Here is a 12,028-nt window from a genome sequence, read left to right as displayed (position 1 = left end):
GCGGCGCTTTCTGAAAACTGGGCACGGCGGGGGGAAATGAAATAAACCGGGTGCGTGCGCCCCCAGGTCCTCCGAGCATCCCTCCGGCCCTTCGCGGCCCTTGTTTCCGCCCTCCTGCTGGTGTTGTCGGCCTGCCGTCGCGAGCCACCACCGCCGTCCGCTGAGTACGAGCAGGCCACCCGCCAGTTCCGCGAGCTGTACGCGCAGAAGCTGGATGACGCCTATCTGGACCCGCAGATGGGGTCCATCGAGGCGAAGCTCCAGCGCGTGCCCCAGGACAGCCTGGATGCGCCCTCCGCGCAGGAGCTGCTCCAGCGCATCCAGAAGAACCGGGCGCGCATGCAGGAGGCCCTCGTCGCGAGGCAGAAGGCAGTGGCCAGCGCCCACGAGGTCGTCCCGAACGCGCCCTCCACCACGCTGGCACCGCCGCCGCCTCCTCCTCCCGCCGAGGCCGTGGACGCCGGTCCTCCAGACGCCGGCCCGGTGAACGGCCCCCAGACTGGCACCCCGGCGAACGAGCTGGTCGCCGGCTTCCGAGGCTGCTTCAAGCGTGGCACCCCCATCAACGTGGAGGGGCGCGGCATCCGGGACGCGTGGGAGCTGACTGACAGCACGGCCTGCCGCCTGGAGTACCCCGGACATCCCGACACGGTGCTGATCGTCGAAGAGGGACGGGTGTTGATGTTGTTGCCCAAGAGCTCCGTGCGGACGGTGACGCGGACGCTGGATGCCGGGACGGAGCCCCCCGCGGGGACCGACGCCGGCCGTTAGTCAAAGACGCCCCATGAACGAACAGACCTTCATGAAGTTGATGCGCGTGTTGCCCAAGTCCGCCCTGTCGACGGCGGTGGGCATGGCCACGCGAGTGCCCATTCCCGCGCCCGTCCACCAGGCGGCCATGCGGGCGTTCGCCAAGTCCTACAACGTGGACATGGCGGAGGCCGAGCACCCCATCGAGCACTACCCCACGTTCGCGCAGTTCTTCACGCGCGCCCTCAAGCCGGGCCTGCGCCCCATCGACCCGGACGAGAAGGCCGTGGTGTCCCCGGTGGACGGCCGCGTGTCGCAGGTGGGCTATTCCGAGCACGGCCGGTGCCTGCAGGCCAAGGGCATCGAGTACACGGTGGATGAGCTGCTGGGGGACGCGGAGGCGGCGAAGCCCTTCCACGGTGGAGCCTGGACGACCATCTACCTGTCGCCGCGCGACTACCACCGCATCCACTCGCCGCTGGCGGGCACCATCACCGGCTATGCGTACATCCCCGGTGAGTTCTGGCCGGTGAATCCGGCGTCGGTGAAGAACAAGCAGTCCCTGTTCTGCGTCAACGAGCGGCTGGTGACCTACCTCCAGACGGCGGCGGGGCAGTGCGCCGTGGTGAAGGTGGGCGCCACCTGTGTGTCGCGCATCAAGGCGTCCTACGAGGACATCACCACGCACACGGGCCAGCCGGGCAAGGTGCACCGGTATCAAGAGGGCTACAAGGTGGAGAAGGCCGGCGAGCTGGGTCGGTTCGAGATGGGCTCCACCGTCATCCTGTTGTTCGAGCCCGGCCGCGTGAAGTGGGAAGCGAGCCTCCAGGAAGAGGCGGTGCTTCGGCTGGGGCAGCGCATTGGAGTCATCCCGTGAGTCAGACGCTCAGCGCCGTCAAGGGCATGAACGACCTGCTGCCAGGCGAGATTGAGATCTGGCAGCACGTGGAGGGCCTGGCACGGGAGCTGTTCGGTCGCTTCGGTTATGGGGAGATCCGCACGCCCATGCTGGAGGACACGGCGCTGTTCGTGCGCAGCGTGGGTGAGGAGACGGACATCGTCGGCAAGGAGATGTACACCTTCACCGACAAGAACGACCGCAGCCTGTCCCTGCGACCCGAGGGCACGGCGCCGGCGGCGCGCGCGTACATCGAGCACTCCATCGTGAACAAGGAGCCGCTGACGCGCTGGTTCTACACAGGGCCGATGTTCCGGTACGAGCGGATGAAGACGGGCCGCTACCGGCAGTTCTATCAAATCGGCGCGGAGGCCTACGGTTCGAAGGAGGCCGCCCAGGACGTCGAGGTGATGGACATGGTGGCCCAGTTCCTCCAGAAGCTGGGGCTCCAGGACATCACGCTCAACCTCAACTCATTGGGCGACGAGACGTGCCGGCCCGCGTACCACGCGAAGCTGGTGGAGTACCTGCAGGCCCACCGCGAGGAGCTGTGCTCCGACTGTCACCGGCGCATGGAGAAGAACCCGCTGCGGGTGCTCGACTGCAAGAACCCGACGTGTCAGGCGGTGGCCGCCAAGGGCCCCAACGTGCTCGAGTTCCTGTGCGAGCCGTGCCGCGCGCACTTCGACGACGTGCAGCGCAAGCTGACGGCGCTGGACATCAAGTTCGTCGTCAATCCGCGCATGGTTCGCGGCCTGGACTACTACACGCGCACCGTCTTCGAGTTCATCGCCTCGCACCCCGCGCTGGGCACCGCCAGCACGGTGGGCGCCGGTGGCCGCTACGACAAGCTGGTGAAGAGCCTGGGGGGGCCGGACGTGCCCGCCGTCGGCTTCGCGTGCGGACTGGACCGCCTGGTGCTCCTGCTCAAGGAGAGCCAGCAGAAGTTCGGCGCGACGCCAGACCTGTTCATCGCGGTGGCGGATGCGGGCTCGCATGACGCGGCCTTCACCCTGGCGAGCCGGCTGCGGCGCGAGGGCCTTCGAGTGGACTTCGACACGCGCGGCGGCAGCCTCAAGAGCCAGATGAAGCGCTCGGACAAGAGCGGGGCGCGCTTCACGCTCGTGCTCGGGGAGTTGGAGCGCACCAGCGGGCAGGCGAAGCTCAAGCCGATGGCCGGAGGGGAGCCCATCCCCGTGGCCCTGGATGACATCGCGCGGACGGTGCGGGCCCACTCGGCCGCCCCCCGGGCGGACGCCCCCAGCGCCTCCTGAGTTTGTAGTCGAGGGAATTCAGGACTCCCCGCGATTCAGACCAACCCGGAGGGGTCTTGTAACCTCCGGGAAATTCAAGGGGAATCCAAAGGGACTCATTCGCGCCGCCCTGGCCGGTGGAGTAGACTGGCTCGGAAATGTCGGGTGAGTCCCCCACCTCCGCTTCGCCTTCGGCCTTTCGCTGGATTCCCGTACGGGGAGACAGCATGTGGCCATCGTTGCGGGCAGGGGACTTCGCCGGTGTGGAGCCGTTGTCTGGCGAGCCTCAGCCAGGCGAGGTGGTGCTGGCGCGGTTCGACGACGCGCTCGTCCTGCATCGGGTCCGCGCGGCGGGGAAGGGCGTGCTGTCGCTGCGCGGGGACAATGCGCCGGCGGAGGACCCTCCGATTCCCGCGTCGCGCATTCTCGGGCGCGTGACGTGTGTCCGGCGAGGCGCGGTGGAGCTGGGCGCGGGGTGGGACCGGGGGCCGTCGCGGCTCGGTCGGGTGCGCGCGGTGGTGCGGGGCAGGGTGGCGCGGTGGCTGGGACGGGGAGGGCGCCCATGAGCGGCGACTTCTCGGCGGACCATCTTCCGCGGCGACGGGTGGGGGCGGAGGGACAGCGCTTCGGCGCGGACTTTCTCCTGCTGGACGCGGAGGGGCGCACGTTGCGTGGCCTCAACGCGACGGCGGTGCGAATCTGGGAACTCAGTGACGGGACGCGCTCCGCGCGCTCGGTGGCCGACGTCGTGGCCCGCGAGTTCTCCATGGACGTGGGGCAGGTGCTCACGGACACGTTGCGGTTTCTCACGGACCTGGCCCGACTGGGCCTGGTCGACGAGCTTCAGGAGGTACGGTGATGCGAGCGCGCATTGCGGCGGGCTGCTCGGCGGCGGCGCTGCTGCTGACGGCCTGTACGGAGAGCGGAATCTCTCCCCGGGTGTTCGACTGGACGGATGCACCCGCGGAGGGCACGCCGCCCGCCGTGGAGCCCGTTGCTCCCACGGACGTGCTGGGCGAGGAGAGCGAGGCCGCCCGGCCTCCGACGGCTGAAGCCGCGGAGGGAGAGCCGATGCCGACGCCCGTCTCCGGACACGCGGAGGTGGTGGGGCTGGACGCGCACGGCCTGTCGGACGTGTCCCAGGTGGACGTGGACCTGACGGTGAGCGGCGTGCGTGGCAAGGGCCGCGTGGAGGTCGAGTTCGTGTCGCCCTCCGGCCATCCGTACGAGCGGCGCACCTCCGTGGTGGAGGCGAAGCCGGACGTGACTCGCACCGTGCGCTTCTCGCTGCCCGTGGCCGGAACGACGGTGGCCACCTCCGGCATGAGCGGGACATGGCAGGTTCGCTTCTTTCTCGACGGCGCGCCGCTGACCACGGCCGCCTTCACCCTGGAGCCGTGACGTGAGGCCTTCCGCCATGATTCCCACGCTGAACGCCCGCCTCGCCGCGCTCGTCGCGGTGCTCGTCCTTCCTTTCGCCGCGCTGGCCCAGAGTACGACCCGCGCCGCCGTCTTCACGACGCTCGCGGAGCCCGGGGAGACCCAGGCGACCGTGGTGATGGATGAGGTCTCCGAGCTGCGCGTCCAGGTGCGCAACAACACCCGGAGCACCTCGCCGCTGTTCCGGCCCATCAACCAGGTGTCGTTCATCCTGCCCACCGGATACACGCTGCTGGAGAGCCCGGCGCCCGCGGGTTGGGTCGCGGACCACTTCATCGCGACGCGACAGGTGACGTACAACATCCCGGTCAACTGCGCGTTGGCGGACGCCGGTTTGATGCAGGACCAGACGGCGACCTTCACGCTGCGGATGATTCCGCAAGTGACGGCGGCCAATGCCACGGGCCAGCGGTTCACGACGCTGACGGCCTTAGAGGCTTGCGGAAACCAGTCCTTCACCACGAATCGGACGACGGCCGCCGCGGAATGGCGGCGCGTGGGATTGTCCACGCGGGTCGACATCCAGCCACGGGTTCTTCCCGTGGGCGACGACATCACCGCGCGCCTCGTCATCGAGAACCGGACCAGCCAGACGGCCGCCCAGAACAACATCACGGCGGAAGGCCCCAGCACCGGCGTGGGCGGTGTCTCGTTCGAGGTCGTCGAGGTCCAGCCCGCCAACTTCCAGGTGAACATTCCGCTGCGGAACGCGGCCATCCTCTCCGCTCGAGCCACCACCGAGACGGGCGGGACGATGGTGGCCAGCGTCCGCGCCACCAACGGGAGCGGATCGGTCACCTCGGCCGTGGCCGACACGCCCATGGTGAACGTGGGGGTGCTCGCGGCCTCCGGTGACGTGGACAACGTCCAGGCCTTCGTGGGCGAGACGGTGAAAGTGCGGCTCAGCGTCACCAACACGTCCACCACCGCGTCCTATCTGAACGTGACGCCCCGTGCCCCCGTCTTTGTGGGCACTGCCGTGGCGGCGCTCGCCTCCGGCCCCAATCCCGCGAGCGTGTCGCGCCTGGCCCCCGGCGCTTCCGCGCACTTCATCTGGAGCTACACCCTCACTGGCGCCGAGTTCTCCGACTTCGCCTTCGATGTGCAGGCGGATGCGACGTTGAACGGGAGCGCCGCGACGACCCAGGTCGTGCGTTCGGGACAGGGGCGCATCGTGACGCATCGCCTGAAGGCGAGTCCGTCCGTGCTCGTTCCGGGCGTGCCGAATCAGCCGGTGGTCTACACGGTGCAGAACCGGGGGACGCTGCCGATCGAGCAGGTCACGTTGCTCCGGCCCGCCGTGAACTTCTTCGCGTTCGTCAGCGGCAATCCGGCGGCCCCGGCGGGGTGGTCCATCTCGAGCAGTGCGACGAGCTTCACCTGGACGGCGAACAACAATGCCGCGCGAATCATGCCCAACCAGGAGCGCGCCTTCACCGTGACGTACGCGAGCGTCGGAAACGTCACCGCGCCCACGGCGTTCCGCCACCGGATGCATCTGCCTCTCGTATACGCGTCCGACTCGGCCGCGCGCATCGAGGCCCCGGTGACCATCGCCACGGGCACTGCGCCGGAAGTCGAGCGGCTCACCGCGGTGGCTCGGGATGCGAGCGTGACGGTGACGTGGGACAACCCCGCGGTTCACAACGGCGTGCTGGTGCTTCGTTCCGCGGGGGCCGCACCCAACACGCTGCCGGTCGCCGGTCGGGCCTACGCCGCCGGCTCGACGCTTGGCAACGCCACCGTCGTCGCCTCCGAGAGCTTCACTTCGACGTCCTCCATCACCGACACCACCGTCGTCAACGGCACCACGTATCACTACCGCGTGTTCAACACCGATGACGTGGGACGGTACTCAGCGGGCAGCCGGCCCACGGCCTCGGCGGCGCTCATCGCGACGCCCCAGGCCCGCGTCGGCGCGGCGCCGTTGTGGTGCTACTCGGTGGGCCTGGATGCTCGCCTCCAGCCCATTACCGAGCTGGGCGTGGGCATCTTCAGCTCCTTCAACGACTCGGTCGTCGCCAATCTCACCAATGTCACCACGCCCTCGGCCGATGGTGCCGAGCGCTGGCGTCCGCTTCCCCTGTCGGGCCTCATCGGCAGCCGTTTCCCGGTGGTGCCGCTCAATGGCCTGGCAGGCCAGTACATCCTCACCGCCGACCAGTCAGGCGTCGCCTACGCGCTCAACGCCACCACCGGCACGGTGCTGTGGCGCTGGGACAACACCGGCGCACCCATTGGCACCATCCAGTCCTTCCCCGTGACGCAGCTCCACGACTACGCGAACGCCGCATACAAGGCCGCGCGGCCGAACCTGGACCTGGCGTTCTTCGCGACGCGGCTGGCGAACCCGGCCCTGAATCGCGTGGTGGCGCTCAACGCGCGCACGGGCACTCCGGTCTTCACCTACCAGCCCGGAGACCTGGGCATGGTGAGTGGTGGCATGGTGGTCGACTACACCACCAACCGCCTCTTCATCGGTTCGAAGACGCATGGTGGAACAACGGCGTCGCTCCGCGTCCTGGACACGCTGACGGGCACCGAGGTGACGCGCCTCTCCCTGGGCGACCTGGAGCACAGCCTGGTGCGCAACGCCGTGGCGAATCAGATCTTCGCGACCAACAGCGACGGCGTCGTCCACGCCATCGACGCGGGCACCCTGACGTCTGTGTGGAGCGCGAATGTGGCGACGCGCCCCTCGCCGAGCACGCCCGCGTTCACCAGCTTCGTGCGGCCCCTGGGCGGAGGCTTCGTGGCCAGCCTCGCGAGTGGCAGCGTGGAGTTCTGGGACCACGTGACGGCTGGGGAGACAGCACCCTCTCAGGTGTGGACCACGCCCATCGCGAATCCCTCCGGCACCTTCACCCTCAACTCCAACGGCGTCGTCCGCATCTACGTGGGCAGCTCCGACGGGAAGGTGCATCAGCTCGAGATGATTGGCGGCGTGGACTCGCAGCAGGTGTCCATCGGCGACACGCAGCTCATCGGCACTCCGACCATCGACACCACCGTTTCCCGACTGCATGTGGGCTCTCAGGACGGCCGCATCTGCGCCTTCCCGGTACCGTTCCCGTGAAAAATCCCTCGACTCCTTCGTCCTCTCCGTCGCCGTCGACGGAGGTTCCTCGGACTGCTTCCACCGAGGCTGTTTCGCGCTACGAGGCTCCCGCCATCCTGTGGGAGCAGCCCTTCGTCGCGCTCGCGGCCATGTCCCAGTGCAACATCCCCGGCGAGTCGGAGTGCACGCCCTGAACGCATCGGGAGCCGGCCCGTCCGGTCCCCAGCGCTCCGGCGGTTCCGACGAAGACGGCCTGGAGACGTCAGGCCCATGGCTCTCCATCGCTGGATGGACCGTGGGCCTCCAGGTGCCAGACTCCCGTGTACGGGAGCTGCTGCACCGCTCCCTGGTGGGCTTCGTCATTGCTCCACCCTCGGCCGGTGTCCGAGTCTGCCGGCTGCGCGTCGCGGCCCCCTCCGTGGCCCGCCCCGAGCCGACGACCCGCGAACTGCCCCGACCCTGGCGCGAGCAGGATGGCTCTCTCCGACTGGAAGGGGAGGACTACTCGGCGAGACTCGACGCGGACGGCCTCCGTGGTGAGGTGGTCGGCGCGGGTCGCTTCCCCGTGGAGGTGGTGCTGCGGGTGATGCTGGCGGAGGAGTTGGCGCGTCGCGGTGGCCTGTTGGTGCATGGCGTGGCGCTCGTGCATGGCGACGCGGCGGCGCTCTTCACGGGGCACTCGGGCGCGGGCAAGAGCACCCTGGGTGGGCTGTGGATGGACGCGGGCGAGGCGCTGCTCTCGGATGAGCTGGTGGCGGTCTGGCCCGATGCGATGGAGGGCTCATGGCGAGCAGCGGGGACGCCGTGGAACCTCGGGTTCCCACGTGAGGCCCGGCTGCGCGCAGTGGGGACGTTGGCCTGGGATTCGAACTCGCGCTGGGAGCGACAGCGTGCCGGGGACGTGGGCCGGGTGCTGGTGCACAATGCGCTGTTGTCGGAGGCGTCCTCCGAGGGACGCGGTGCGCTGCTCTCCTCGGCGGGGAGGTTGCTGTCGGACGTGGAGCCGGTGCGTCTGGTGTTCTCGCGAGATGCGTCCGCCGCCACCGTGGTGCGTGAGGCCCTGGGAGTGTCGGGACATGGGTGAGGCACAGGAGGGGAGACCGACGTTGACGGTGCTGGCCGGGCCGACGGCGTCCGGGAAGACGTCGCTCGCCATCGAGGTGGCGCGTCGCCTGGGTGGGGAGATCGTCAGCGCGGACTCGCAACAGGTGTACCGGCACTTCGACGTCGGCACGGCGAAGCCTTCGACGGAGGAGCTGGCCGAGGTGCCGCATCACCTCGTGTCCGTGGTGGACCCGATGGAGACCTTCTCCGCCGCCGAGTACCAGCGTCGAGCGGACGCGGCCATCGCTGACATCACCGGACGCGGTCGGCCCGTGGTCGTCGTGGGAGGCACGGGGCTGTATCTGCGCATCCTGCTTCACGGCGTGGTGGACGCCCCGGGAGCGCTCCCGGAGCTGCGCGCGGAAATGGATGCGCTCGCGGCGGAACAGGGGCGCGAGGCCGTCCATCGCCGGCTGGCGGAAGTGGACCCGGAGACCGCGGCGAAGCTGCCCATTCAAGACCTGGTGCGAGTGGTCCGCGCGCTGGAGATCCACGCGCAAACGGGCGTGCCCGCCTCCGAGTTCCGCAAGGCCCATGCGTTCGCTCCGGACCGGTATCCCTTCCGGTTCTACGTGTTGGACCCGCTGCGAGAGGAGCTGTACGGCCGCATCAACGCGCGCACGGAGGCCATGTTCGCGTCCGGGCTCGTGGAGGAAACCCGGGCACATCTGGAGCGAGGCCTGGGTGATGCCGCCCCGATGAGAAGCGTGGGCTACGTGCAGGCACGTGCGGTGGTGGAGGGCCGCCTGTCCGTGGACGAGGCGATTCGAGACACCGCGCAGGAGACGCGACGGTACGCCAAGCGCCAGCTCACCTGGTTCCGCAAGGAGCCGGGCGCCGTCTTCATCCAGCCCCCGTATGCCTCCCTGCGCGAGAGCACGCCGAGCGCACCGGGCTGAAGTCACCCTCCAGGGAGGGGCGGGGAGGGGAGGAGCGGGAAGTGAGGCTGTTGTCTCCGTGCTCCAAGGCACCCATGTTCGCCGCTGAATCTTTCCTCCAAGGGAGGCGGACCGACATGGACACCAGTTACAAACGTGAACCCGCGACAGGTGACAGAAGCAAGGCCGCCTCAGCGGCATGGGGACCGCCATTCGTCCTGGGGCTCTTGATGGCCGTCCTCGGCTTCGTCGCGCTGGGGGCCTCGTTCCTCACGAGCCTGGTCTCCGTCATCCTCTTTGGCGCGTTGCTGGCCGGAACGGGCATCGCGGAGATTGTCTCCTCGTTCCGTGTCCGCAAGGCCGGCGGGCCCTTCTGGCTCTATCTGCTGAGCGGCGTGCTCTCCACCGTGGTGGGCTTCTTCGTGCTCGTGTATCCGGCGGCGGGCCTGGGGGCGCTGACACTCCTGCTTGCTGGCTACTTCTTCGCCAGCGGCCTCTTCCACGTGGTGACCTCGCTGATGGACCGGTATCCCCAGTGGGGCTGGGACTGCGCCTATGGCGCCATCTCCATCGCCCTGGGTGTCATCGTCATGGCGCAGTGGCCGGTCTCCGCCGTGTGGCTGGTGGGTACCCTGGTGGGTATCTCCATCCTCATGCGTGGCATCGCGCTCATGGCCGGCTCGCTGGAACTGCGCCGAGGCCTGCGTCGCATCGCCACGTAAGCGGGCGCTCGCGGAACGAACGAGGGGCACGGCGGCCAGGAGGCCCCGTGCCCTTCCTCGTTGGCGTGCGGCGTCGCGCGCGCGTCGCCCCGTCACGCCCCGGTGCGGGCACGGTGGACTGAAAGGCACCGTGCCGAGCACAGCTCCCTAGGAAGCGGCGTAGCGGTCCGAACCACCCGCATCGGTCGGCTGTCGCGTCGTCGCGTCAGCCGTGGTGCTGGGCGAGGCCAACCGGCCGGTGAGGATGCGCAGCAGTCGCTCCGGATCCACGGGCTTGGGCAGGAAGGCCTCGGCCCCCGCGTCGAGCGCTCTCTGGCGAACGTGCGGACGATTCAAGCCGCTCATCACCACCACGCGCGTGCTTCGCGTGAGGGGATGTTGCTTCAGACCTTCGCACAAGCGCAGCCCGTCCACCCAGTGCAGCACGACATCGAGGATGATGGCCGTGGGCGGCCGTCGCGCCACGGCGCAGAACAGCGCCAGCTCGTCCGCGAACGACACCACCTTGGCGCCCGTGCTCTCCAGCAGCGCCGTCAGCGCCTCACGCGCGTCGGGGTCATCGTCCACGACGTAGTACAAGTCGGGCTCCAACTCCGGCACCGCCATGGGCACGGGCTCCATCGTCGTGCGCAGCCAGGAGCCCACCACCTCACGCAGGCCCGCCCAGCGCACCGCCCCCAACAGGGCCAGCGGCGTGGGAGCACTCAGGCCCAGCACTCCACCCCCGTAGACACCGGACGACGTGCGCCGTCCCTTCGCCGCGACGAAGGCCCCAGGCGCTCGCTTCCCGGCGCGCCGCAGCCACGACGCCGCGCGGGCTCCGGCCGCCGCGTCCTCCATCAACTCGCACAGGCCCTCGCGGACGTAGCGACGCTCCAGGGCCGAGCCATCCAACCCTCCATCCAGCAGCGCCACCGCCGCCCGGCTGCACGAGGCCAGCGTCTCCGACAGCCCCACCTGGAGCGGATGTCCGAACGCGGCGGGGCCCACGGCGATCTGTCCCGGCGCCACCAGCGTGCGCCCCGGCCCGTAGGGCAACCGGGTCGTCTCCAGCGCGGCCAGCTCGAACCCTTCCTCCAGCAGTCCATCGCGGGCGGCCATCATCAGCGCCTGGCACAGGTCGGCCGGCGTCACCGAGGGGCCAAAGGCCAGCGCATAGACAGAGTCCGCGCCCGGCAGGAGGAACAGCCCATCCACCGTCGGAAGCGGCGCCACCCACAGCCGAGCCACGGGGGCGATCTCCAGCCGCGGCGAAGCGTGCCGCAGCCGTGCCTGCACGGCCGCCACCGTGGGCGCGGGGCGGAAGCCCGGGAAGAACGCGTCACCCATCATCGGCCCCGCGCCACCGGCCAGGGCCACCGCATGGAAGCGCTCTCCGCCTCCCTGCGCTCGGACCACCAGCGGCCCGGCGCCTCGCACGGACGCGGGAGCATCCGGGGCCGCGGGTTGACGCTCCACCCGGTCCACATGCCGCTCGAGGAACCGTGCGCCCTGGGCGCTGGCCGCCGTGGCCAGCACGTCACGCACCTGGGCCAGTCCTCCTTCTCCCTGGGGCCAGCCGTCCACCACCCAGAGGCCACCAGGGGAGGCGGTCAGCAGCTCGCGACGTCCCTCGGCGATGATCTCCACGCCCCGCAGCTCGTGCGCGCGCCACTCGGTGGGGATGCGACAGCCCAGCGCGGCCAGGCGAGAGCGACACTCGGGTGTCAGCACCGCGGGAGGCGCGGTGCGCTCGGACAGTCCCCCGGAGTAGACGCGCACATCGAGCGTCAGCCCCCGTGCCCTGCCGTTGAAGAGCAGCGAGGCCGCCAGCCCCGCCCCCGCGATACCGCCCCCGACGACCGCCACCCTCGAACCGCTCGTCAGCCTGTTGCCCAGAATCATCCGCGCCCTCTAGCTTCCCGCCGTCGCCTGCTTCGTCCCGC

The 12,028-nt window shown here is 69.7% G+C and carries 12 protein-coding genes; 11 read left to right on the top strand and 1 reads right to left on the bottom strand.

Annotation, left to right across the window (positions count from 1 at the left end):
• Window positions 1-54 precede the first annotated feature (54 nt).
• The 11 genes from HUA75_RS33775 to HUA75_RS33725 all read left to right on the top strand — a co-directional run bounded on the left by HUA75_RS33775 (window position 55) and on the right by HUA75_RS33725 (window position 10,103).
• Window positions 55-771 carry a hypothetical protein gene (locus HUA75_RS33775; RefSeq protein WP_141646469.1) on the top strand — a complete coding sequence of 239 codons (717 nt, stop codon included), beginning with the start codon at window positions 55-57 and terminating at the stop codon, window positions 769-771.
• Between the two features lie 13 nt (window positions 772-784).
• The gene (asd, locus tag HUA75_RS33770) at window positions 785-1,627 is read left to right on the top strand and encodes an archaetidylserine decarboxylase (protein ID WP_141646468.1); all 843 of its coding nucleotides are present in this window, start codon (window positions 785-787) and stop codon (window positions 1,625-1,627) included.
• Between the two features lie 26 nt (window positions 1,628-1,653).
• Window positions 1,654-2,922: a histidine--tRNA ligase gene (gene hisS, locus HUA75_RS33765; RefSeq protein ID WP_217446419.1), complete on the top strand. Its 1,269-nt coding sequence runs from the start codon at window positions 1,654-1,656 to the stop codon at window positions 2,920-2,922.
• Window positions 2,923-3,059: 137 nt separating this feature from the next.
• Entirely contained in the window at window positions 3,060-3,467 is a 408-nt protein-coding gene (locus HUA75_RS33760) for a S24/S26 family peptidase (RefSeq protein ID WP_305794745.1), read from the top strand.
• Window positions 3,464-3,760, top strand: coding sequence for a PqqD family protein (locus HUA75_RS33755; protein ID WP_141646465.1), 297 nt, complete (start codon window positions 3,464-3,466; stop codon window positions 3,758-3,760). The genes HUA75_RS33760 and HUA75_RS33755 overlap by 4 nt, the downstream gene beginning before the upstream one ends.
• The gene (locus HUA75_RS33750) at window positions 3,760-4,302 is read left to right on the top strand and encodes a hypothetical protein (RefSeq protein ID WP_174455485.1); all 543 of its coding nucleotides are present in this window, start codon (window positions 3,760-3,762) and stop codon (window positions 4,300-4,302) included. Before HUA75_RS33755 ends, HUA75_RS33750 begins: the two co-directional genes overlap by 1 nt.
• A gap of 16 nt (window positions 4,303-4,318) precedes the next feature.
• Window positions 4,319-7,417 carry a dehydrogenase gene (locus HUA75_RS33745; protein ID WP_174488727.1) on the top strand — a complete coding sequence of 1,033 codons (3,099 nt, stop codon included), beginning with the start codon at window positions 4,319-4,321 and terminating at the stop codon, window positions 7,415-7,417.
• Complete coding sequence (locus tag HUA75_RS33740) at window positions 7,414-7,593, top strand: hypothetical protein (protein WP_141646463.1); 180 nt, start codon at window positions 7,414-7,416, stop codon at window positions 7,591-7,593. The genes HUA75_RS33745 and HUA75_RS33740 overlap by 4 nt, the downstream gene beginning before the upstream one ends.
• A gap of 101 nt (window positions 7,594-7,694) precedes the next feature.
• Window positions 7,695-8,483, top strand: coding sequence for a hypothetical protein (locus tag HUA75_RS33735; protein WP_371746252.1), 789 nt, complete (start codon window positions 7,695-7,697; stop codon window positions 8,481-8,483).
• A complete protein-coding gene (gene miaA, locus HUA75_RS33730; RefSeq protein WP_174488726.1) occupies window positions 8,476-9,402 on the top strand; it encodes a tRNA (adenosine(37)-N6)-dimethylallyltransferase MiaA in 927 nt (308 codons plus the stop codon). Before HUA75_RS33735 ends, miaA begins: the two co-directional genes overlap by 8 nt.
• A 74-nt stretch (window positions 9,403-9,476) precedes the next feature.
• Window positions 9,477-10,103 carry an HdeD family acid-resistance protein gene (locus tag HUA75_RS33725; protein WP_371745615.1) on the top strand — a complete coding sequence of 209 codons (627 nt, stop codon included), beginning with the start codon at window positions 9,477-9,479 and terminating at the stop codon, window positions 10,101-10,103.
• Between the two features lie 147 nt (window positions 10,104-10,250).
• Here HUA75_RS33725 and HUA75_RS33720 read toward each other — a convergent pair whose 3' ends face one another.
• Complete coding sequence (locus HUA75_RS33720; protein ID WP_174488725.1) at window positions 10,251-11,987, bottom strand: response regulator; 1,737 nt, start codon at window positions 11,985-11,987, stop codon at window positions 10,251-10,253.
• Window positions 11,988-12,028: the final 41 nt, after the last annotated feature.

The organism is Myxococcus sp. CA040A (genome assembly GCF_013336725.1).
Taxonomy (GTDB): domain Bacteria; phylum Myxococcota; class Myxococcia; order Myxococcales; family Myxococcaceae; genus Myxococcus; species Myxococcus llanfairpwllgwyngyllgogerychwyrndrobwllllantysiliogogogochensis.
The sequence above is the reverse complement of the archived record's forward strand: the minus strand, read 5'-3'. Positions and strand labels throughout refer to the sequence as shown.